The 26,252-nt window shown below is 47.8% G+C and carries 8 protein-coding genes; 4 read left to right on the forward strand and 4 right to left on the reverse strand.

Annotation, left to right across the window (positions count from 1 at the left end; all coding sequences use genetic code 11):
- Positions 1-4: 4 nt before the first annotated feature.
- Positions 5-373, reverse strand: coding sequence for a hypothetical protein (locus CAG68_RS10935; RefSeq protein WP_337250511.1), 369 nt, complete (start codon positions 371-373; stop codon positions 5-7).
- A 183-nt stretch (positions 374-556) separates the two neighbouring features.
- Here CAG68_RS10935 and CAG68_RS10940 point away from each other — a divergent pair, with 183 nt between their 5' ends.
- The 4 genes from CAG68_RS10940 (at position 557) to CAG68_RS10955 (ending at position 22,921) form a co-directional block, all read left to right on the forward strand.
- Positions 557-19,234, forward strand: coding sequence for a tandem-95 repeat protein (locus CAG68_RS10940; protein ID WP_161441143.1), 18,678 nt, complete (start codon positions 557-559; stop codon positions 19,232-19,234).
- Between the two features lie 431 nt (positions 19,235-19,665).
- Complete coding sequence (locus CAG68_RS10945) at positions 19,666-20,019, forward strand: hypothetical protein (RefSeq protein ID WP_033906832.1); 354 nt, start codon at positions 19,666-19,668, stop codon at positions 20,017-20,019.
- 121 nt (positions 20,020-20,140) lie between these two features.
- Entirely contained in the window at positions 20,141-22,141 is a 2,001-nt protein-coding gene (locus tag CAG68_RS10950; RefSeq protein WP_049537031.1) for a HAMP domain-containing methyl-accepting chemotaxis protein, read from the forward strand.
- Positions 22,142-22,441: 300 nt separating this feature from the next.
- Positions 22,442-22,921: a Dps family protein gene (locus CAG68_RS10955; RefSeq protein ID WP_005388254.1), complete on the forward strand. Its 480-nt coding sequence runs from the start codon at positions 22,442-22,444 to the stop codon at positions 22,919-22,921.
- 108 nt (positions 22,922-23,029) lie between these two features.
- Here CAG68_RS10955 and CAG68_RS10960 read toward each other — a convergent pair whose 3' ends face one another.
- The 3 genes from CAG68_RS10960 to yiaY form a co-directional block, all read right to left on the reverse strand.
- A complete protein-coding gene (locus tag CAG68_RS10960) occupies positions 23,030-23,644 on the reverse strand; it encodes an HAD family hydrolase (RefSeq protein ID WP_005375585.1) in 615 nt (204 codons plus the stop codon).
- A 142-nt stretch (positions 23,645-23,786) separates the two neighbouring features.
- On the reverse strand, positions 23,787-24,863 hold the full coding sequence (locus tag CAG68_RS10965) for a PQQ-dependent sugar dehydrogenase (protein WP_054574386.1): 1,077 nt from the start codon (positions 24,861-24,863) through the stop codon (positions 23,787-23,789).
- 149 nt (positions 24,864-25,012) lie between these two features.
- Entirely contained in the window at positions 25,013-26,161 is a 1,149-nt protein-coding gene (yiaY, locus tag CAG68_RS10970; protein ID WP_005388247.1) for an L-threonine dehydrogenase, read from the reverse strand.
- Positions 26,162-26,252: the final 91 nt, after the last annotated feature.

Genomic DNA, 26,252 nt, shown 5'->3' on the forward strand with positions numbered 1-26,252 from the left:
ACCCCTACGATTCACTATCTGTGCGGCTATCGATTGAATTTTCGATTTTTAACAGCTGGCTAATTTGTTTGTTTACGTTGTTAAGCTCGGTTTTAACGTCCTCGATCAATTCATTAGGAGCAGGGAAATGGTGTTTGTTTAAGTGTTCAATCTTTGCCAATTTTGGTGGTAAGTCGTCATCACATAACAAGACGAGAATGGTCTTTAGTCTTTTTGAATAACATCTGAGTGCTTCAAAACGGTTTTGTTTATGCAGCATCTCAATATCAATCCCTGCGTCACTGAAATCTTGGTAAAAATCGCCTAATAGCAATTGCAGCCCTTTATGGCTGTTGTCGACTGAGCGCAACAGATTTGTCATATTTATCATTATCCCACCGCACTAATTGCTTTAATGACAACAAGTAAGGATCTTTATACTGGGTTTTCAAATTTTTTTGTTTTTATGGAACTCGAAAGGTATGAAAAAAGTTGTATAAAAAAGTTGGTTTCTAAAAATGGTGTCCTTTACTGCCTCTAAATACGATCAGTTAGCTAAAAAGCAACGGAGGCTGTAATGGCAGGCGACACTAATCAAGAAAAAGACAATGAAAAGCTTAACGATGCGGTAGAGCAAACAGAAACGAAGGATACGGGGACAAAAGAAGAAAAACAGCAGTCGACCGTCTCTTCGACTGTAGCGACCGGTGCTGAAAGTGCAGATGCTGTTGATGAAGCCAATCGTGCGATGGAAGAAAATCCTAGTGGCGCGGGTACGGAAGAAGAAGCAGTGAGCTCGGGTGGCGCAGTTCAAGAAGAGGATACTGAAAGTAGCAGCGACTCTGACGCTGCACAATCCAATGTTGTTGATAGTGTAGCTTCTAGCGGAGAATCAGGTGACCAGGCTCTGGGCAGCGGTGGTTCGGATTCTGGGGCGGGTGCCCAAGCGGTCGGTGGTGGTGATGCCTCTGGCTCTGAAGGTGGTTCTGACGCAGAAGGCAATGAAGCGCAAGGACAAGCGGTACAAACTTCATCTGCGCCAAGTGCTTCTTCAGACTCTGAAGGTTCTCAAGGTGGTGACGAGCTAGATTCAGAAACCACTGAAGAGAGCTTCGCGGTGGATGTACAAGACACCAGCGAAGAAACCACGACGCAAGTAGAAGACGATTTCGACTCCGAAACTACGAGCGAGACGTTCCAAATTAAAGTCGAAGGTGAAAATGACGCGCCAGAAGTAGGGCAAGATCTGGCATACATCATGGATGAAGATGGCACTATTACCTTCACTCAAGAACAACTTCTCGGGTACGCGAGTGATGTTGATGGCGATGATCTTGCCGCATTTAACGTGCAAGTGGGTGCTAATGCATCCGTTGTGGATAATGGTGATGGCACTTATACCGTCACACCTGAAGCTGATTTTAATGGTGAACTCGACTTAACGTTTGATATCAGTGATGGTCAAGAAACCATTTCTAGTTCGATTGATTTAACTGTTCGTCCAATCAATGACGCACCAGTGCCTGAAGATAAAACCTTTGAGATTGAAGAGGATGGTACGCTGATCTTCACCGATGCTGACCTGCTTGCTGGCGCAATGGATATTGAAGGCGATAACCTCACAGTTGAAGGTGTAAGTTACGATGGTGGCGACGGCATCCTGACCGATAACGGTAACGGGACTTACACTTTTGCACCAAATGAAAACTTCAATGGTGACGTAAACTTCAGCTTTGATGTGTCGGACGGCACAGATACGGTTTCTGCCAACATTGATGTAAGCGTCACACCAGTCGATGATGCGCCAGTGTCTGGCAATCTTGCTTACTCGGTGGACGAAGATGGCTCGATTCGTTTGAGCCAAGAGCAGTTGTTGTCGCAAGCTTCCGATGTGGAAGGCGATGCACTGACGGCTTCTAACCTTTCGGTAGATGGCAACGCGACGGTGACTCAAAATGACGATGGTAGCTTCACCATCACGCCGGACGCAGATTTCAACGGTGATATCGACATTAGCTTTGATATCTCAGATGGCACGAATACCGTTCAAGCAACCGCTGACCTAACCGTTAATCCAATCAACGATCTGCCTGTTCCTCAAGATCAACAATTCAGTGTGGAAGAGGACGGCACACTGCAATTTACTGATGCGGATCTACTTGCTGGTGCGACCGATATTGAAGGCGATGACCTTTCGGTAACGGGAATCAGTTACGAAGGAACCGACGGCGTCCTAACTGACAATGGCGATGGCACGTATAGTTTTGCGCCAAATGAGAACTTCAACGGTGATGTGAACTTCAGCTTCGACGTATCTGATGGCACAGATACGGTTTCAGCGAATGTAGATGTGAGTGTTACGCCGGTGAATGATCCTCCTGTGGCTAGTTCAACGTCTTACACGGTTCACGAAGACAACTCTATTACCATTTCTGACGCGCAACTGTTGGCAAACTCTTCGGATTTAGAAGGGGATGTCTCGATTGATAGCGTGAGCTACTCTGGCAGCGATGGTGTGTTGCAAATCAATGGTGACGGTACGTACACCTTCTCTCCAAATGAAAACTTTAATGGTGAAGTGACGCTTGATGTCGTCGTCGCAGATGAAGAGGGCGCAACGGATGTCACCACTGCTGGCATTACAGTACTGGAAGTGAACGATCCACCAGTCGCTGGACCAACTTCTTATACCATTGATGAAGATTCAGTTCTGACCTTTAGTGAGTCGCAAGTGCTGCTGAATGCCTCTGATGTGGAAGGCGATGTAGAACTTGTTGGCATTAGCTATGATGGTCCGGATGGCATTTTCACCGTTAACGATGATGGCACCTGCAGCTTCGCACCAAACGAGAACTTTAACGGACAAGTTCAGCTTGATGTCACCATTCGAGATGAAGATGGAGCAGAAGTTGATACCGTCATCAATGTGAATGTATTGCCAATCAATGATGCGCCAGTATCGGGTGATTTGGCTTACAGTGTTGATGAAGACGGTGCGATTACACTCAGCCAAGAGCAGCTTCTTTCTCAAGCGTCTGATATTGAGGGCGATGACCTGACTGCTAGCGATTTGACTGTCGATGGAAACGCAACCGTTACAGCGAACGACGATGGCAGCTTCACGATTACGCCAGATGCGGACTTTAATGGTGACATTGATATCCAATTCAACATTACGGACGGCACAGACACTATCCAAGCAACGGCGGATCTAACGGTTAATCCGGTTAACGATCTTCCTGTTCCTCAAGACCAGCAGTTCAGTGTTGAAGAAGATGGCACACTTCAGTTTACCGATGCAGACTTGCTTGCTGGCGCGACCGATATCGATGGCGACAACTTAACGGTTGATGGCATTAGCTACACAGGCAGCGATGGTGTGTTGACTGACCACGGTGATGGTACTTACACCTTTGCACCAAATGAAAACTTCAACGGCGACGTCAGCTTTAGCTTTGGTGTTTTTGATGGCACTGAGACAGTACCTGCCAATGTGGACGTGAGCGTCACTCCAGTGAACGATCCTCCGGTTGCGGGTTCTACGTCTTACACGGTTGATGAAGACAACGCGATTACCATTTCTGACGAGCAGCTTCTGGCTAACTCTTCTGATGTGGAAGGCGCAGTGTCCATCGATAGCGTGACCTATTCAGGCACCGATGGCGTATTCCAAGACAACGGTGATGGTACTTACACCTTCATGCCAAATGAGAACTTCAGCGGTGATATCAGCCTTGATGTGATTGTGGCGGATGAGCAAGGTGCGATTGACGAAACGACCGCAGGCATTACGGTCATTGAAGTGAATGACCCTCCAGTTGCCGGTCCGACGTCTTACACGGTTGACGAAGATTCAGTTCTGACATTCAGTGAGTCACAAATTCTTGCCAACGCATCTGATATCGAGGGTGATGTAGAGCTTGTTGGCATCAGCTATGAAGGCTCGGATGGTATCTTTACCGTCAATGGCGATGGTACTTGTAGTTTTGCGCCAAACGAGAACTTCAATGGTCAAGTTCAGTTGGATGTGACCATTCAAGATGAGAATGGAGCAACTGTTGATACGCACATCAATGTCGATGTATTGCCAATCAACGATCCACCAGTATCGGGTGATTTGGCTTACACCATCAACGAAGACAGCTCAATCACGCTAAGCCAAGAGCAGCTGTTTGCCAAAGCGGGCGATATTGATAGCGAGAACCTTGAAGCCATCAATCTATCGACAGATGACAACGCAACGATTCAATACAACGATGATGGCAGTTACACCATCACACCGGATGAAAACTACAACGGCGACCTAGATCTGACCTTCGATATCATTGATAACGATGGTGGCTCGGTACAAGTTGGTCTGGACATTACGGTTAATCCTGTGAATGACTTGCCACAAGCGCAAGATCAACAGTTCACAGTAGAAGAAGATGGCACCTTGCTGTTCACGGATGCAGACCTATTGGAAGGCGCATCGGATATTGATGGCGATGATCTGTCTATCGAAAACGTTCTCTACACAGGTGCAGATGGTGTGCTTACCGACAATGGCGATGGCACCTACAGCTTCGCGCCGAATGAGAACTTCAACGGTGATGTTCAGTTCACATTCGATGTGTCTGACGGTACAGGTTCAACACCAGCATTCATTGATGTCAGCGTGACACCAGTGAACGATCCGCCGGTTGCAGGTTCTACGTCTTACACGGTTCAAGAAGACGGTCAAATCACCATCAGTGACGAGCAGTTGTTAGCCAACTCTTCTGATGTGGAAGGCGACGTAGCCTTGGCGAATGTTAGCTACTCTGGTAACGACGGTAGCTTCGTGGACAATGGCGACGGCACATATACCTTCACACCAAATGAGAACTTTGACGGTAACATTTCGCTCGACGTTACGGTCATCGACCAAGATGGTGCAACGGATACGACAACCGCAGGCATCGATGTTATCGCGGTGAACGACGCACCTGAAACATCAGGCATTCAAGCTGAAGTGGATGAAGATAATGCCATCACCATTACACAAGAACAGTTGCTTGCGAATGCGACAGACATTGAAGGTGATGACCTTGTTGCCAGCAATCTACAAACCAATGACCCAGATGCGACGATCGTAGCCAACGATGATGGTTCATTCACCATTACGCATACGGAAAACTTTAACGGTGAGTTGGACTTCACTTATAACATCAGCGATGGCGAAAATGATGTTCTGACCACGTTGGATCTGACCGTTAATCCTGTCAACGATGCGCCAGAAGCGGGCGACGAGATCTTTATTCAAGCAGAAGAAGACCAAACAGTGGGTGTTTCTCTGCGTGAAGAGCCTGCGTTACGTCTCGACCAAGCCCCTGAAAACGGCATCATTGAAGCAAATCTAAATGACGAATGGGTACAGCTAGAAGTCGGGCAGGAGGTGCCTGCAGACACGGAAGTGCGCTTCATTCCAAACGATGATGCATTGGCGAACGGTACGCATACGAGTAAAATTGGTACCTTTGATGACAACGCTAGCCTCGATGATTGGGGGACTGCTGTTGACCCTTACACACGTGAGTTTGTTGATGGTGATTTGAAAGTTACCGTTCAAAGTAATGACGACCCACTCGGTGCGTGGAATGGTAAAACACACATCGGTCACGGTATTGGCGATACTGACCGCCAAGGCTTGAGCGGTGATGAAAAACTGACTGTGACCGTTGAAGGCCAAGACATCAACGAAATCAGCTTCCACCTAGATGGTCTAGGCGGCTGGTTTATGGAAGAGTCTCGCCACTTTACGGAAGTCGAAATTCGCGCCTTTAACTCTGATGGTGACTTGATCGACTCGATGACTTACCACAAAGAAGATCGTGGTAGCTATGAGACGGATTACACCCTAACGGTGAACGAACCGGTATCTTACTTTGAGCTAGGTACGATTCAAGGTAACGGTACTTACGTGGTTCAAAACATGACGGTTTCGCAAACTTGTCATGATGAAGCGGTGTTCACATCTATTGGCGTGGACGGCACGGAAATCACGGAAACGGTAGAACTGAATATCCGTGAAGGTGACAGTGAAATCGAACTGACGGCTGATCTGCCAAATGTGACCATCGATACCGAAGGTTCTACGCAGTTTGCCTCTGTGGTTATCACTGAAGAGCAGCTTCTCGCACAAGCGAGTGATATCGATAGTGACGTTCTTGATATTCAAAACCTAGAGCTGGTGGGGGATAACGCGGAGCACGCTACGTTAACCGACAACGGCGATGGTACATGGACAGTCACACCAGATGAGAACTTCTACGGTGAGATTGAGCTTGGCTACCAAGTTACAGATGGTGAACTCACTGACGACAACATCATCAACATCAACTTCGAAGCAGTAAACGATGCGCCAATCGTTTCTGGTCCGATTGTATTGTCGACTGATGAGGATGTGGGCATTACGTTTAGCGCGGACGACCTGCTTGCGAATGCAAGTGATGTGGAAGGCGATGCGCTGTCTATCTCTGATATCTCTTACAGCGGTGATAACGGTGAGCTTGTCGACAATGGCGACGGCACTTACACCTTTATGCCGAATGAAAACTTCAATGGTGAAGTCGACATTGACTACAAAGTCTTCGATGGCACCGATGAAGTCGATACCCATCTAGATCTGACCGTTATTCCTGTCAACGATGTGCCAGTTCCTGGTGCACCGCTGCATACTCAAATGCTAGAAAACGGCACCATCATCATCGAAGCAAAAGACCTGTTATCAGGTGCGACTGATGTGGATGGCGACATTCTGCATATCGAGAATTTGCTGCTTGTTGACCAGTCACAAGGTACGTTGACAGATAACGGCGACAACACCTTTACCTTCGAGCCAACTTCGAACTTCTACGGTGAAGTGAACTTGACCTTCGACATCAGCGATGGTCAAGCAAGTGCACCAAGCACTGCGAAGATCGATGTTGAGATCGTCAACGAAGGTCCAGAGGTCAGCGGTCCGGTTGATGCGGTCGTCGATGAAGATGGCTCAATTACCATCACTCAAGAAGACTTGTTGGCGAACGCGACGGACGTTGATGGTGACAACCTTGAAGCGGTGAACCTGTCGACCAACGATCCTAATGCAACCATCGTTGAGAACGCTGATGGTAGCTTCACGATTACACCGAGCGAAAACTTCTTTGGTGAAATCGAATTTACTTATGACGTAACTGACGCGATCGAAACCGTCGCTGCGGATCTAAACCTCACCGTTAACCCAGTGAACGACCTGCCAGATGTACCTGATTTGTCCTTTACCACAGAAGACGGCGAAGCTATCACGATTACTGAAGCAGAGCTGCTGGCTCAAGCGACGGACATCGAAGGCGATGACTTATCTGTTGTGAACGTGACGAGCCTAAGCGACACGGTTCAAGTGACAGACAATGGCGATGGCACTTACACGTTAACGCCAGAGCAGGGCTTCTTTGGTAATGTTGACCTCACGTTTGATGTGAGTGATGGCACCGATGTGGTGGCGGCAAACATCGACTTGAAAGTTGAGTTCGTCAACGACGCACCAGAAGCAGCACCAATCGTGGCAGACGTGGACGAGGATGGCTCTATCCTCGTGACACAAGAAATGCTGCTTGAAAACGCCAGCGATCAAGATGGTGATGACCTATACGCAACGGCACTAGAAACCAATGATCCGAATGCCTCTATCGTGGATAACGGTGACGGCACCTTTACCGTTACGCCTTCACAACACTTCAATGGAGACATCGAGTTTACTTATGAAGTGAGCGATGGTGAATTGAGTGTTGCCAATGAAATGACATTGACGGTGAACCCAGTCAATGACATTCCAATTGTTGCACCTGGCATGTACCACATTGAAGAGGATGGCAGCATCCTGTTCACGCAAGAAGATCTGCTAAGTGGCGCGATTGATATTGATGGTGATGACCTCACCGTTACCGGCATTAACTACTCGGGTGATGAAGGTACTGTAACGGACAACGGTGACGGTACATTTAGCTTCGTACCAGAAGAGCACTTCAGTGGTGACTTGCAGTTCAGCTTTACGGTTTCTGACGGTACGGATGAAGTTGAGCAAGACATTAATGTCCATATCGAAGCTGTGGCAGATGCGCCAGACCTAGTCATCACTGATGGCGACGGTCGAAACGTGGATGACCAAGCGATCTTGGTTGAGCCAGGCGGTATTGTTGAAGTGAACATCGCAGCAGCATTGGTTGACCAAGACTTGTCAGAAACGCTGACTGTGACCGTTGATGGCGTTCCAGAAGGTTCGGTGATCAGCTACGACAACGAAGGGGTACTTAACGATCAAGACAACGGTATCACCAGTTTTAACGATACTGAAATCACGGTTACCTTTGAAGGTGAAACCGCGGGTTACCAAAACGCAGCTGGCTATTACAAAGTTGATGAAGACGGCAATATCACGGGCGTTGAAGTGGTGTACGAAAACGCCTCTCAAGTTGGCGGAGGCGGTGACCTCATTCCGGGACAAGATCAGTTCAGCTTCCAAATCTCGGAAGGGGAAAGCTTCAACCTATTCTTGATTCCTAACGGTCATAACTTCAATGACTTTGCGTCCATGCAAGATGGTCAGTATGAGTTCCGTGCGGCAGATGGCTCTCCTGCGAACATGGATACGGTCGACCCACAACTCGTGTTTGTGGGTGCTGATGGTTCTGAAACCGTGATTCAAAGCCAATTTGGTGATGCAGTCTTCCATGGCGGCACAAGCTCAGAGCTCAACCAAGATGGCATTGAACATACTCGAACTACTGTGAACGAAGACGGTGAACTGGTTTACGGCTTTGAAGATCTCTACGGTGGCGGCGATGCCGATTATAGTGACTTCAACTTCACCATTGATGTAGGTGAAGTGAATAGCCAGATCTACAGCGGTGAAGTAACAGTCGGTCCAGATGGTTCTGTAACGCTTCCAACCACAGCAATTGAACAAGAGCTACAGATTCAATTGCCAGAAGACTTTAACCAACAGCTAGAAATCAATGTAACGGCAACGGCGACAGAGCTATCAAATAATGATTCTGAAACCGTTTCTCAAACCATCTACGTCAATGCAACGGGTGCTCACATTGAACATACGCCTGAAGCATTGCCTGTTTCTGCTGTTGTTGAAGAAGATGGTTCAATCCTAATCACGCAAGAAGATTTGCTCGCTAATGCGCGTGACTTGGATGGAGACCAACTGACAGCACTGAACTTGGCAACGGATGATGAAAACATCACCATCACAGACAATGGTGACGGTACTTACACCTTAACGCCAGATGCGGACTTTAATGGTGACATCACCTTTACGTTCGATGTGTCTGACGGCGATGATGTTGTCTCAACCAACCTTGAGTTATTGGTGTCACCAGTTAACGATGCGCCTGAACCACAAGATCAAGCGTTCACCATTGGTGAAGATGGTGTGCTGACCTTTACTGATGCGGATCTCCTAACAGGCGCTACCGATATTGAAGGGGATGACTTATCTGTTGAGGGCGTCACTTACACAGGCGCGGACGGTGTTCTTACTGACAATGGTGATGGCACATATAGCTTCGCACCAAACGAGAACTTTAATGGCGACGTGAACTTCACTTTCGATGTTTCCGATGGCACGGATACCGTGACGGCGAATATCGACGTAAGCGTGACGCCGGAGAACGATCCACCGGTTGCAGGCAGCACGGCTTACACCGTTCATGAAGACAATTCGATTACCATTAGTAACGAACAGCTGTTGGCTAACTCGTCTGATATAGAAGGCGAAGTGGCGATTGATAGCGTGAGCTACAGCGGTAACGATGGCGTGCTGGAAATCAACGGTGATGGTACGTACACCTTCTCGCCAAACGAGAACTTCAATGGCGAAGTGAGCCTAGATGTTGTCGTGGTCGATGAAGACGGTGCGACGGATTCAACTACCGCAGGTATTACAGTACTTGAGGTGAACGATCCACCAATCGCAGGTGCGACTAGCTACTCAGTGAACGAAGACGAAGTCATCACCATTAGCTCTGAACAGCTATTGGCGAACGCTTCTGATGTTGAAGGTGAAGTTGCGATTGATAGCGTCAGCTACAGCGGCTCCGACGGTATCTTTACCGATAACGGTGACGGTACATTCAGCTTCGCACCAAACGCCAACTTCGATGGCGATGTCAGCCTAGATGTTGTGGTTGTTGATGAAGACGGTGCAACTGCGGCAACTAACGCAAACATCGATGTATTGCCAATCAACGATGCGCCAGTATCGGGCAACTTGGCTTACAGTGTCGATGAAGACAATTCAATTACGCTAAGCCAAGAACAGCTTCTTGCTCAAGCATCGGATGTAGAAGGCGACGCGCTAACCGCGACTAACCTAGTGGTTGACGGTGATGCAACGGTCACGGCAAACGATGATGGCAGCTTCACCATCACGCCTGATGCGAACTTCAATGGCGACATTGATATCACGTTCGACATCAACGACGGCACCGACGCTATTGTTGCAACAGCTGACCTAACGGTTAATCCAGTTAACGACCTACCACAGCCAGAAGATCAAGCGTTCACCATTGGTGAAGATGGCGTCTTGCTCTTCACTGATGAAGATCTGCTTGATGGCGCAACGGATATCGATGGCGATAATCTATCGGTTGAAGGTGTGAGCTACACTGGCGCAGATGGTGTCCTAACCGACAATGGTGACGGCACTTACAGCTTCGCGCCAAACGAAAACTTCAATGGCGACGTGAACTTTACCTTCGATGTTTCTGATGGCACGGATACCGTGACCGCAAATATCGATGTGACAGTCACACCAGAGAACGATCCACCGGTGGCAGGTAGCACGTCTTACACAGTGCATGAAGACAATTCGATCACCATCAGTAACGAGCAGTTATTGGCTAACTCATCTGATGTCGAAGGCGAAGTAGCAATCGACAGCGTGAGCTACAGTGGCGCAGATGGCGTGTTCCAGGACAATGGTGACGGCACTTACACCTTCTCGCCAAACGAGAACTTCAATGGTGAAGTGAGCCTTGACGTTGTGGTTGTCGATGAAGACGGTGCGACGGATTCCACCACCGCGGGTATTACAGTACTTGAGGTGAACGATCCGCCAATTGCCGGCGCGACCAGCTACTCAGTGAACGAAGACGAAGTCATCACCATCAGCTCTGAGCAGCTATTGGCGAATGCTTCTGACGTTGAAGGTGATGTCGCGATTGACAGCGTCAGCTACAGCGGCTCCGATGGTATCTTTACCGATAACGGCGACGGTACATTCAGCTTCGCACCAAACGAAAACTTCAACGGTGATGTCAGCCTAGATGTTGTCGTGACCGATGAAGATGGTGCAACGATAGCAACCAATGCAAACATTGATGTATTGCCAGTCAACGATGCGCCAGTATCAGGTGATTTGGCTTACAGCGTGGATGAAGATGGTTCTATCACTCTTAGCCAAGAGCAACTTCTTGCTCAAGCCAGCGACGTGGATGGCGATGACCTAACCGCATCCAACCTGACTGTTGACGGTAATGCGACCGTTGTTGCGAACGATGATGGTAGCTTCACTATCACACCGGATGCGGACTTCAATGGCGACATTGATCTGAGCTTCGACATTACGGACGGTGATGCAACCATTCAAGCCACTGCCGATCTGACTGTGAACCCAGTGAATGACTTGCCAACGGTTGGTCAGCCAAAGTTTGTTACGCAAGAAGACACCAGCTTCACCTTTACCGAAGAGCAATTGCTGCAAAATGCAGGTGATATCGATGGTGATAACTTAACGGTTGAAAACGTTGCCTCTGACAGCGGTACCTTGGTTGATAACGGTGACGGCACTTACACCTTCGCACCAAACGAAAACTTCGACGGCAACGTCAACGTGACGTTTGATGTCAACGATGGCACTGCAACGGTTCCTGCTGAAGCGAACATTGATGTTCAATCTGTGGTTGATATGCCAGAGTTGTCGATTGCTTCGGACTTGGTGATTGCGTCTGATAACTTCGAGTCTGGCTCGAACGGTTGGAACGCGAACACTGAAAGCTCTCAAGGCTTCGAAACGGGCGACATGCTGGGTCGTATTGGTGGCACTGGCGGTGATGAAGCGGTCAGCAAAACCTACGAGATCCCAAGTGATGTTAATGAAGTGAATATATCGTTTAGCTTCTACGAAATCGATTCTTGGGATGGCGAGTCGTTCCAAATCTTTGTGGGTGGCGAACAGCTAACCACCTTGGAGAACTCCGCGTTCCGTACTCAAGATGGTACGACAACGCTATACGATTCTGACGGTAACGAAGTGGGTGAAGTGATCCACGGAGCTTCTCAACGTGAAGGCTTCAGTGGCTGGAATGACCAAGCTCACCAAATCAATCTGACGGTTCCTGTCGAGGATGGCGAACTACAACTTGGCTTCGGTTCAACCTTGAATCAAGACGTTTGGGATGAATCGTTTGGTATCGACAACATCGAAATCACGGTAGCGGACGCGGATTACCAAATCATTGGTACCGAAGATACACCAGTGCCGCTTGATATCGATGCAGCATTGACCGATACCGATGGTTCAGAAAACCTCGCTATCTTGATTGAAGATGTGCCAGAAGGCAGCTCATTATCAGCGGGTGTTGATAATGGTGATGGTACTTGGTCACTACAACCAGGCGAGCTAGAAGGACTAGAGTTTATCCCTTCTGCGGACTTCAACGGCGATGTGACGTTAACCGTGAATGCAACCTCTACAGATGTTGATACCGGAACCACAGCGACAGCGACGCAAGATGTGACGATTCATATCTCCCCAACCAATGACGCACCAGAAGTGACGGGCGATATCACGGCAGTCACCGCCGAAGACAACAGCATCACGCTGACTCAAGAACAGTTACTGGAGCACGCTCTTGATATCGATGGCGATGACTTAAGTGCGATCAACCTAAGCACCAATGATGAAAATGCGACGGTTGAAATGAACGAGGATGGCAGCTTCACCATTACTCCAAGCGAGAACTTCTACGGCGACATTGAGTTTAGTTACGATGTCACGGATGGCGAAGAAGTGGTTGCTGCTGGTCTTGACCTAACCGTTACACCAGTCAATGACGCTCCAGAGCCACAAGATCAAGCGTTCACCGTGGGTGAGGACGGTCTTCTTACCTTTACAGATGCAGACCTATTAACAGGCGCGACGGATGTAGAAGGTGACAACCTAACAGTTGAAGGCGTGACTTACACTGGCGCGGACGGTGTCCTAACCGACAATGGTGATGGCACGTACAGCTTCGCGCCAAACGAAAACTTCAATGGCGACGTGAACTTCACGTTTGATGTATCAGACGGTACGGATACAACCTCTGCCAACATTGATGTGAGTGTGACGCCAGAGAACGATCCGCCAGTTGCAGGCAGCACGTCTTACACCGTGCATGAAGACAACTCGATCACCATCAGTGATGAGCAACTACTGGCTAATTCGTCTGATATCGAGGGTGATGTTGCGATCAGTAGCGTGAGTTACAGCGGTAACGACGGTGTGCTAGAAATTAATGGCGATGGTACTTACACCTTCTCACCAAACGAAAACTTTACAGGCGATGTTAGCCTAGATGTTGTCGTGGTTGACGAGGACGGCGCGGTTGATACAACAACAGCGGGTATTATCGTTCTTGAGGTGAACGATCCACCAATCGCAGGTACAACCAGTTACACCATTGATGAAGATGAAGTCATCACCATCAGTGCAGAACAGTTGTTGGCAAACTCTTCCGATATTGAAGGTGAGGTAGCACTAGATAGCGTGAGCTACAGTGGCAGCGAAGGTATCTTTACCGACAATGGTGATGGTACGTTCAGCTTTGCACCAAACCAAAACTTCAATGGTGAAGTGAACCTTGATGTTGTAGTCGTGGACGAAGATGGTGCGACCGCTTCGACGACGGCAAACATTGATGTTCTGCCAATCAATGATGCCCCAGTATCGGGTGACTTGGCTTACAGTGTCGACGAAGACAACTCAATCACGCTAAGCCAAGAGCAGCTTCTCGCTCAAGCAACGGATGTAGAAGGTGATGCACTAACCGCTTCCAACCTAGTGGTTGACGGTGATGCGACGGTTACGGCTAATGACGATGGTAGCTTTACCATTACGCCCGACGCGAACTTCAATGGCGACATTGATATCACGTTTGATATCAGTGATGGTTCTGACACCTTGGTCGCGACGGCAGATCTAACGGTTAATCCAGTTAACGACCTACCACAGCCAGAAGATCAAGCGTTCACCATTGGTGAAGATGGCGTGTTGACCTTTACTGATCAAGACCTGTTGGATGGTGCAACCGATATCGATGGCGATGACCTATCGGTAGAAGGTGTCACATACACTGGCGCGGACGGTGTTCTTACTGACAATGGCGATGGCACATACAGCTTCGCACCGAACGAAAACTTCAATGGCGACGTAAACTTTACCTTCGATGTTTCCGATGGCACGGACACCGTGACCGCGAATATCGATGTGAGTGTGACGCCAGAGAATGATCCACCAGTGGCAGGCAGCACGTCTTACACAGTGCATGAAGATAACTCGATCACCATCAGTGATGAACAGCTACTAGCGAACTCATCGGATATTGAAGGTGATGTATCGATTGATAGCGTGAGCTATAGCGGTAACGATGGTGTGCTGGAAATCAACGGTGATGGCACGTACACCTTCTCGCCAAACGAGAACTTCAATGGCGAAGTGAGCCTAGATGTTGTTGTAATCGACGAAGATGGCGCGACGGATTCAACTACCGCAGGTATCACGGTACTTGAGGTGAACGATCCGCCAATCGCAGGCACAACCAGTTACACCATTGATGAAGATGAAGTCATCACCATCAGTGCAGAACAGTTGTTGGCAAACTCTTCCGATATTGAAGGTGAGGTAGCACTAGATAGCGTGAGCTACAGTGGCAGCGAAGGTATCTTTACCGACAATGGTGATGGTACGTTCAGCTTTGCACCAAACCAAAACTTCAATGGTGAAGTGAACCTTGATGTTGTAGTCGTGGACGAAGATGGTGCGACCGCTTCGACGACGGCAAACATTGATGTTCTGCCAATCAATGATGCTCCAGTATCGGGTGACTTGGCTTACAGTGTCGACGAAGACAACTCAATCACGCTAAGCCAAGAACAATTGTTGGCACAAGCAACGGATGTAGAAGGTGATGCACTAACCGCTTCTAACCTAGTGGTTGACGGTGATGCGACGGTTACGGCTAATGACGATGGTAGCTTTACCATTACGCCTGACGCGAACTTTAATGGCGACATTGATATCACGTTCGATATCAATGATGGCAGCGATACTATCGTTGCAACGGCTGACCTAACGGTTAACCCAGTCAATGACTTGCCGCAGCCGGAAGATCAAGCGTTCACCATTGGTGAAGATGGTGTGTTGACCTTCACTGACCAAGATCTGCTTGATGGCGCAACGGATATCGATGGTGATGACCTATCGGTAGAAGGTGTCACTTACACTGGCGCTGATGGTGTCCTAACCGATAACGGTGATGGGACCTACAGCTTTGCTCCAAACGAGAACTTCAATGGTGATGTGAACTTCACTTTCGATGTGTCAGACGGTACGGATACGACCTCTGCCAACATTGATGTGAGTGTGACGCCGGAGAACGATCCACCTGTGGCGGGCAGCACGTCTTACACCGTACATGAAGACAACTCGATCACCATCAGTGACGAGCAACTACTGGCTAATTCGTCGGATATTGAAGGCGACGTAGACATCAGTAGTGTGACTTACAGTGGCAACGATGGCGTCTTCCAAGACAATGGTGATGGTACGTACACCTTCTCTCCAAACGAGAACTTCAATGGCGAGGTTAGCCTAGACGTTGTAGTTGTCGATGAAGAGGGTGCGACAGACTCAACCACTGCGGGTATTACCGTTCTTGAGGTGAACGATCCACCGATCGCAGGTGCGACAAGTTACTCTGTCAATGAAGACGAAGTCATTATCTTCACGGAAGAGCAACTGCTAGCGCAATCAAGCGATGTGGAAGGTGACGTGAGCCTAGAAAGCGTCTCTTACAGTGGTAGCGACGGCATTCTAACGGCGAATGACGATGGCACTTACAGCTTCGCACCAAATGAAAACTTCAACGGTGGCGTAAGTCTCGATGTGGTAGTCGCTGATGAAGACGGTGCAACTGCGACAACCAATGCGAACATTGATGTATTGCCAGTCAACGATGCTCCGGTATCTGGCGATTTGGCTTACAGCGTCGATGAAGACGGTTCAATCACATTGAGTCAAGAGCAGTTACTGGCTCAAGCGGGTGACGTCGACAGCGATAATCTAGAAGCGGTGAACTTAACCGCGGTAGCCAATGCAACCGTTGTTGAGAACCAAGATGGTAGCTTCACGATTACGCCTGATGCGAACTTCAATGGCGATATCGACCTAAGCTTCGACTTGATTGATAACGATGGTGCGAGCGTGGAAGTGGGCGTCGACCTAACGGTGAACCCAATTAACGATGCGCCGCAATCAACGCCAGTGAATATTGCTGGCACCGAAGATACCACCATTCTTATCACGCAGGACATGTTGCTTGCTAACGCGACAGACATCGACAACACCTACGACGAACTGTCTGCTGTCGACTTAGTGATTGATGAGCAATACGGTGACTTGCTAGACAACGGTGATGGCACTTGGGCATTCACTCCGGCAGAGAACTTCAATGGCGATGTGCCAATGTCGTTCGGCGTCAGCGATGGTGATTTAGTTACGCCGGTTGAAGGCAATCTAAACATCGAAGCGGTTAACGATGCACCAGAAGCGCCAACCATCCAGATGCAAGGCGAAGAAGATGTGGTCATGGTGATTGACCCAGCTTACATCGCTGATCAAGTTACGGATCTTGATGGTGACGAAATCAGCGTAGAAAGCATCACGGTTCGTGCGCCTGCAAACGCGACATTAACCCAGCAACCAGATGGTATGTACCACTTGGTAACTACTCAAGACTTCAATGGTTTGGTGGAACTGGGCTACACCGCGACGGATGGTGAAGAAGTGGTTGAAGGCTCGTTGAATGTGGATGTCATTCCAGTCAACGATGCTCCATTCAATGTGGGTAATGCCTTTATGGCAACTGACGAGGATGGCGCATTCACCTTCGACGCTGGCGACCTGATGAACTTGTTCGGCGATATCGACACTGAAAACCTAGTCGTATCACGCATTATCACCGCAGAAGGTGAAGATGGTGGTGAGGTAACAGACAACGGTGACGGTACATGGACATTCACACCAACTGGCGATTTTGCAGGGGTTTCTGACTTGCAAGTCGTGGTAAGTGACGGTGAGTTTGAAACAGTACTTGATGTGCCAGTGTTTGTTCGCCCTGTTGCGGATGGCGCGGTCATCACAACCGACCATGATGGTCCATTAGTCTTCGGTGAAGACGAAACAGGTCACCTAGGCTTGAATGTCGGTCTAATCGACGATTCAGAAACGCTAAGTAACCTAGTGATGACTGGTTTCCCTGTTGGCTTCGAAGTTACGGATGGTGTGAATACCATTACCATTACGGAGCCGGGTCAATACATCGACTTGAACGAGTGGGATATTTCAGACCTGCAAATGACGCCTCCGGCTGACTTTAATGGCGAGTTCTTCGTAACCGTGACCGCAACAACGGTGGATTATGGTGACGAGCCAGAAGAGTTCGAAGATGGCATCGATTCAGGTGACTTCGAAACCCTAGCGGGTGAACCTGTTATCCTAACCGCAGATGACCTAATCGGATTGGCAGAGAACGTAGACGCTGACGCGGGTGATGAAGTGAAATTCGTGCACCTAGCTGATCGCAGCCAAGGTGAAATTGTCGATAACGGTGATGGCACATGGACATTCAATCCAGCACCAGGCTTTACGGGTGAAGCGGATATCGCTTACGTGATTGATAAAGATGGTGTGCTTCATGATGAGCAAACGGGTGTGGTCGTGAAAGAAGACGCACCACAAGATAATGTTTCTCCAGAAATCGACAGCATTTCTACCACAGAAATGGCTGCGGATGGCACCTTGTCGTTCACCAATGATGACATGCTATCTACCTTGAGCGATGCAGAAGGCGATAGCTTGAGCATTGAGTCAGTGAGCCTAATGGAAGGTCAAGGTGTGATAGAGGCCGATAACCAAGGTAACTACCAATTCACACCAGCAGAAGGGTACACCGGAGATGTTCAAGTTGGCTTTATTGCAACTGACGGTGAAAACCGCATTGAGAGCTTCTTTAATGTCGACATCCAAGGTGAAGGTGAAACCACAACCAGCGAAGGCTACGCACTGGCTGATGATGGTTCACTAACACTAACGGAAGCACAGTTGATTGATGAGCTTGGCATTAGCCCTTCTGCAGAAGTGTTGGATGTCGCCGATGCAAACGATGCTGGTTTCTTTGCGAAATCAGGTGATGAAGAGTGGACATACTGGCCGAACGATGACTTCGATGGCAATTTGGCTATGGATGTTCAGGTCAACGACAACGGTGAAGTATCGACTCAGAATCTGAGCATCCAAGTTGCGGACGATTCAGCGCAAAGCGACGAGCCACAAATCCAAACTGCTCAAGCATCATCAGAGCAGCAAGTCGGTGAAGCGCAACAGCCTGAAGAGCAAGCAGCAAACGGTGCAGACAGTGAAGAGGAGAGCGCAGCTGATGTGACTGCAGCACCAGGCGATACCATTTCTATCTCGGTTCCAGATGAGGTCAGTGGTAACGAATCGGTGGATTATGCAGAAATGTCCGGTCTACCTGATGGTGCATCAGTAAGTAACGCGCTGGATAATGGCGATGGCAGCTTCACATTAAGTGGCAACCTGAACCAACCAGTATCGGTTGACTTACCAGAAGGTTACGAAGGTACGAGCGAAATCCAATTCCAAGGTTACGACGAATTGGGCAGCGCAGTAGAAGGTGCGAGTGGCACAGTTGAAGTTGAAGTCGATGATCAATACACCATGCAAGGTTCTGCTCAAGATCAGCAACCAGATATGGCGGGTATGGAATCTGGTGGCAGCGACTGGACAAGTGCGGGAGGTCAAGATCAAGGTGTTGACTTCACGGATGACTCTGGCAGCTTCGACTCGGATACTCAAACGGGTACTGACCAAGGCAACGATTTCGATCAAAGCTCAATGTAACCAGTCCTAGACGAGGGCAGTGTCATTGCTGCCCAAACCAAAGCCATGCAGAGCCTACTTTGCATGGCTTTTTTGTTGGGCTTCTTTCTATGAGCTTTAGAAAAAACTTGGAAATTGAAAAAAGTATTCTTAGCTAGTTTATACCCAAGTAACCTCGAGATGTTAGGTTCAGCGAGAATGGCTTGGTTTGTAGACGCGGCGGCGATTTAAAGGTCTAGTGGGTCTAAATCAAGAATCGACAACAAAGTATACAAACCAAGACAGCTCGCCCTTCGGGAGCGTGTCATTGACTCGGTTTCTGTGTCAAACAACTTGGAAAGAGCTGACTATTACGCTGCGTTGTTTTCCTTGACCCCGAATCAATGACAACGCTCTGAATCCTGCATCTTGAAGTCACTTGGGTATAAGAGTCATTTACAAGGAGGAGCGACATGTACCGGTATGTCAGTTCGCCAAAAGCATCGAAGTACATAGTGCCACCACCACAGCATCGCGAGTTGTCGAGTATCGATGTACCGGAGTCAGAACTTGAGATGCGTGAAATTCTGAACAATTGGTTTGCCGATGGATTGGCGCCCATCATTGAAAATGAGGACAATGACATCTCTGCTAATGAGCAACAGCGCTTTGAGCAGCTCAGCCGCACGGTGGGCGTGTTACTGCGTAATAAAGATTACTACTTCGCCACTAAGCGGATTCTTTCGTTGTGGGAGCAAGACTGCTTAGAAACGACTTACGTTAATTATCTGATTTTACGTAGTGAGCGCATACCATACTTCGAATAAGCCCTATTTATAGGCTTAAAATAGTGGTTTACATGGTTTTCTTAGTAACTTTTGACACCTGTATTTAACATTTTTGTAAACATCGTTATATTTAAGGCTCATCGTTGTCAGGAGTTTATGGATGAACCTTACGATATCAGGGAAGTTGCAGCTCAGTTTTGTGCTGCTAGCCGTACTTTTTATGGCATCAGCGGTATTCACGTATCGCAACGTCACTACCGTAGAGCAATACGCCTCTTCGTTACTTAAATCCGATTTACCGACCGTCGACACCAGTCGCGGCATCCAACAGTCCGTTCAAGCGTCGCTGTCCTCGATTCGAGCCTACATGTTGCTAGGTGGCGATGAAGAGGCGAGCGCACGTCTGAGTGAGGACGTGCGTAATATCATGGCATCTACAGACGAGTCGCTTCCAACGTTGCAGGCGTTGATCTCTGAACAGGATTTTCAAGCGATCCAAAGCCAGTGGGACGCGGTAAAAGTTTCTCTAAACAAGCTGATTGAACTTAGCCACAGTGATGAGAACTTACCCGCACACAACCTCTTTATTAACGAAGCGGCACCCATTGCAGAAGTGGCACTTGACCAGCTTCAAAGCTTAATCAACGAAGAGTCAGGAAACCCATTCGGTGGAGACAGAAAACGTCTGTTCAAAGTTTATGCCGACAGCTATACCTCGCTCGCCAATGCACTGTCTGCACTGCGAGATTTCCTGTTATACGGGCAGCAAGATCATCTAGACAAATACCACGACTTGATTAAATACCACAATCAATCTGTGGCGGAAATCGATAGCAAACTCGACAGACTTACCGATAACGACCAATCACTGTGGTCACTGTTTAAAGAAATGCAGCAACTGTACTTTCCTTTAGCAGAGCAGGTGATTGCATTGCGTCAATCGCCAGAATGGAACGAATCAAACTTGTTAATGGCGAATGAACTGTTGCCAGCAGCGGATGCACTAGACCAAAGTTTAGAAACGATCGTATTGGCTCAGCAAAGTCGTGCTGATCAAAGTGGACAGGGTATTAATCAGTCGATCAAGAACGTACTGACCACTATGTTGATTGCAGCAGCATTAGTTTTGTTTGCCGCAGTAGCGATTTCAAAATACATGGGCAACACCATTGGTCGCCGAGTGAAAAACTTATCGGAGCGAGCCAAGACGATCGCTTCAGGAGATGTTTCTCAGCCTCCGTTAACTGTTGTTGGGAAAGATGAATTGGCAGACCTTACCGATTCGATTAACCGCATGAACCAATCGTTAGCGAGCATCGTGGCAGGGGTGAGTGAGAAAGCGCACCAAGTGGATACCAGCATGGGGGCTTTATTGGAATCGGCGCAAGTCACTTCATCGAATGTTGAACAGCAACAGACCAGCATTGTTGAAATGGGAAGCCAATTGGATGAAATCGCTTTAGCCGCGCGTAACACCCTAGATCAAGCCAATCAATCGGTGCAGAAGCTTTCTGATTCAAAAGGCGAGATTGAACAAGGTCGCGATGCACTAGAGCAAAACAAAGTCACCATGGAAAGCTTACATGGCAGCATTGAAACCGCGAGCACGCAAGTGACGCAGTTAAGCAAAGAGAGCGAAGCCATTGGTCGAGTGACGGAAGTGATTGAAGGCTTAGCAGAACAAACTAACTTACTGGCATTGAATGCCGCGATAGAAGCAGCGCGTGCGGGTGACCAAGGACGAGGCTTTGCGGTTGTGGCGGACGAAGTACGCATGTTAGCGACGCGCACTACTCAATCGACGACAGAAATCAACGGTATCATCAATGCGATTCAACGCTCGACCCATTCGGTGGTTGAGGAGATTGAACACAGTCAATCACTTGCGGAGCAGGGCGCTGAGCACATTGAAAAAGCGGTAACTCGTTTGCTTGTTACTACGGAGCAAATAGGTTCCTTGAATGAACAAATGGCAGAGCTTGCGGCAGCGGCAGAGCAGCAATCTCATGCGACCAATTCGATCACTGGATTGATGTCCGGCATTACTCAATCAGTGGATGAGGTTTCGAATAACAGCCAACGTGCATCAGAAACATCATTGCAAGTAAAAGAGCAAGTTACTGAGCTGAATCAACAGATGGCAACTTTCAAAACGGCATAGATAAGGTTTACGTCTGTTCATCTACTTTTGAACGTTAACCAAATAGTAAAAAAGCCCCAATTCTTTTTACACAAAAAGGATTGGGGCTTTTTGTTGGATGATACGCCGATATTCGTCTACTTGCTCATTGGATTTGGCTATTTAAATCATAGTTAAAACCAAATTCTCTTCACCGAGCCGGAGTCGTAATATGACTCCATCGGCAGCAAATACTGCAAAAGAATTTTTAAACTTTATACCAATCCCAGTAAGAGAATCGTTCGTTACTACGATTGGTATCATCCTTCTAGGAGCAAGATTATGAACAAACAAGTAAGCCTAATTGGTCTAGACAGCGAACAATCAGCACAACTAGCTCAACAACTAAATCAACTGCTAGCGCATTACCAAGTGTTGTACATGAACTCTCGCGGTTACCACTGGAATATTAAAGGTGCGCAATTCTTCGAACTGCACGTAAAATTTGAAGAGATTTACACTGATCTACAAACAAAAATCGATGAGCTTGCAGAGCGTATTCTAACTTTGGGTCATACGCCAGCGCACGCATTCAGCAACTACTTGGAAGCAAGTGAAATTAAAGAACATCAAAACGCGACTTCTGGTGAGGAGTGTGTACAAGGTCTGGTTCAAGGCTTTAGCGTTCTACTTCTAAAACAGCGTGAGATTCTACAAAACGCGGGTGAAGCAGATGACGAAGGTACAGCGGCATTGATGGGTGACTACATCCGTGAGCAAGAAAAATTAATGTGGATGCTTAACGCTTACCTACAAGGTTAAGCAGCGCATCACCCAAGCAATCCTTGGGAACGCATGAAACAATCGGGAATAAGTCATAAGGGGCACGTTGGTGCCCCTTTTTTTGTTTGCGTATTTTATATGTGTGCTTTATTTGCGTGGTAAGGATTGGAAATGGCTCAATAAATCGCTGAGTTCATTAAGCGCCAACGAGGCTGAATCATTGAAAGTTTCTTGATTACCGTGATGAACAAGGCAAGAGGGCATCTGTGCGTTATACGCTGCCTGTAAGTCGTAAAGGTAATCGCCGACATAAAGCACTTCATCAGGCATCAAACGCCACTCTTTCGCCAATACCTGAAGAGACAAAGGGTCTGGCTTGGGCGGGAAGCATTCACGAGTGATGACTCGTTCCACTGAGATTTGGTTGTGTTCTAGTTTGCGCTGCGTGGCGATTTGACAGTTGCGCGTCACGATAGCGGTTTTGATTTCATTTTGATGCAAGTGGGCGAGTAATTCATGGCAGCCAATCATTGGAGCAGACTGCTCAGCATCAGAAATCTCGTAATCAAATATCACGTTATGAGCGTGCTCTCTATGGTGAGGATGCTCAAGTGCGTCGACAAAATCCAATAGATCTTCACTCTGCGGACAACCTAGCTGTTGTCGCAATTCGCCGAAGTTCATATCAGAACTCACCAAGGTGTTGTCTAAATCAAACACCACGGCTTTAATTTTATCGAGCTGTAAAGGGAATGGAATCATAATGACCTCGTACAACTTAACCGAACTATCGTTTTAAAAAACAAAAGGTTATTGTTAAGTTTAGATTCTTCTGCTTAGATTGTACGAAAATAAATCACTAGTACGTCACAAATTAAATAGTCTTAACGATTTTAGTGTTTGATTACCTTTCCTCAAGACGAAAGATTTTGCCGCTGTCGGTAGAAAAGTAGATATAGCCATCGGGGCTGATGGTTATATCTCTTACTCGCTCTCCAAGACTCTCCATCAATCTTTTTGATTCGGTGAGCTTGCCATTATCAATAGAAACCACGTTGATGTGCGCCAGTTTCAATGCGCCTGCGAGGATTTTCCCGTCCAATTCTGGGTATTTATCACCACGGTACAAAATCATATTACTGGGCGCGATAGAAGGGACGTATACCAGCTTGGGATCTTCCATTCCCGGTAACGACTTAGCTTCCCCAACGTCCAACGGTCCCCAATATTCTTTACCATGAGAGACTTTTGCCCAGCCGTAGTTCGCGCCTTTCTTGATTAGATTAATTTCATCGCCACCGCGTGGTCCATGTTCAATCGACCACAGCTGTTTTGTTGCTTCGTCGTAAAACATACCTTGTGGGTTGCGGTGCCCGTAACTCCATATCTCAGGACGAGCTTGGGAAGGTTTGAATGGGTTGTCTTGCGGAACCGAACCATCAAGGTTAAGGCGCACAATACTGCCAGCATGGGTTTGAGTGTCTTGGCCATTATCGCGTTCGCCACGGTCACCGATTGAGAAGTAAACTTTATCGTCTACAAATGAAATTCGACTGCCGTAGTGGCGACCCGTGTCGGTGATGGCATCAGCAACAAAGAGATCGTTCCAACCCACAAGTTGATTGTTTTGCAATTGCGCCGTCGCTAACGCCACCGTATTGCCTTTACTCGTGCGCTTGCTGTAGGTAAAGAAGAGTTGCGGGTTTTGCTTATCGGCATTCGGTGCGAGTGCAACATCCAATAAACCAGCTTGTCCACTGGTGTTCACATTGGGGACGTTAAACAGCTTTTGAGGTTTGCCTGTGGTGATATCCAGCAACGAAACCGTACCGTTCTTTTGATTGACGATAACGCGTTGATTATCTAAGAACTCGATCCCCCAAGGGATCTGAAATCCACTCGCCACTTCGTTGGCGTGGTATTCGGCAGTGTTGGCAGAAAAGGATAAACAAGCGAGTAGGGTAGCAGCAATCGTTCTCATGGTTCCTTCCAATATGAATCGTGTTAATACTTAAAAGCTAACACTAAAAGACTATGTTTGGCAGAGATTCACTTGTATATGAATGTAAAAAATCCCCGATACGAGATCGGGGATTGAATTAAGGCTAGAGAATTGTTTATGTAGCGAGATTACATCGCTTCTTCGAAGATCTTAGAGATTTCTTCGTGAGTTGCTTGTTTAGGGTTAGTGAAACCACAAGCGTCTTTCAGTGCGTTGTCTGCTAGTGTTGGGATGTCTTCTAGTTTCGCACCAAGCTCTTTAATACCTGCTGGGATACCCACATCTTTCGCTAGAGTAACGATAGCGTCGATTGCTGCCGCTGCACCTTCTTCAGCAGACATGCCTTCTACGTTTACGCCCATTGCTTTTGCTACGTCACGTAGACGCTCAGGACATACTTGCGCGTTGTAACGCTGTACGTGAGGTAGAAGAATCGCGTTACAAACACCGTGTGGAAGGTCGTAGAAACCACCTAGCTGGTGTGCCATTGCGTGTACGTAACCTAGAGAAGCGTTGTTGAACGCCATACCCGCCATGAACTGTGCGTATGCCATTTGTTCACGAGCTTCTAGATCTTCACCGTTTTTCACTGCTGTGCGTAGGTAAGCTTGGATAAGCTCAATCGCTTTGATTGCTACTGCATCAGTGATTGGTGTTGCCGCGATAGATACGTAAGCTTCAATCGCGTGAGTTAGGGCATCCATACCTGTTGCCGCAGTTAGCGAAGCAGGTTTAGCGAGCATTAGCTCTGGATCGTTTACCGAGATAAGCGGTGTTGTGTGCTTATCAACGATAGCCATCTTAATGTGACGCTCTTCGTCAGTGATGATGCAGAAACGCGTCATTTCAGATGCAGTACCCGCCGTCGTGTTGATCGCGATAAGTGGCATCATTGGTTTTGCAGATTGGTCTACGCCTTCGTAATCTGCGATTTTGCCGCCGTTAGAAGCAACAAGCGCGATACCTTTCGCACAGTCGTGTGGTGAACCGCCGCCTAGAGAGATAACGAAGTCACATTCGTTATCAGTAAGAAGTGCTAAGCCGTCGTTAACGTTGCTGATAGTTGGATTTGGTTGAGTGCCATCAAACACAACGGTTGCTACATCGCGCTCAGTGAGAAGGTCTTGAACTTGTTTGACTACACCGATTTGGTTAAGGATCTTATCCGTAACGATCAAACCTTTTTTAAAGCCTTGAGATTGGATGCTGTCTGCTGCGTCTTTCAAACAACCAGCGCCCATTAGGTTTACCGTAGGGATAAAAAATGCACTTGTCATATTGGATAGCTCCGTCGTTATTTTTAATAATCTTTCTTAATTTGCCATTTACTGTCGCACATTCGTTTCCAGATTGAAGTTGATCTAAAGC

The sequence above is a fragment of the Vibrio sp. V42_P2S4T144 genome (assembly GCF_009904715.1).
Lineage (GTDB): Bacteria > Pseudomonadota > Gammaproteobacteria > Enterobacterales > Vibrionaceae > Vibrio > Vibrio alginolyticus.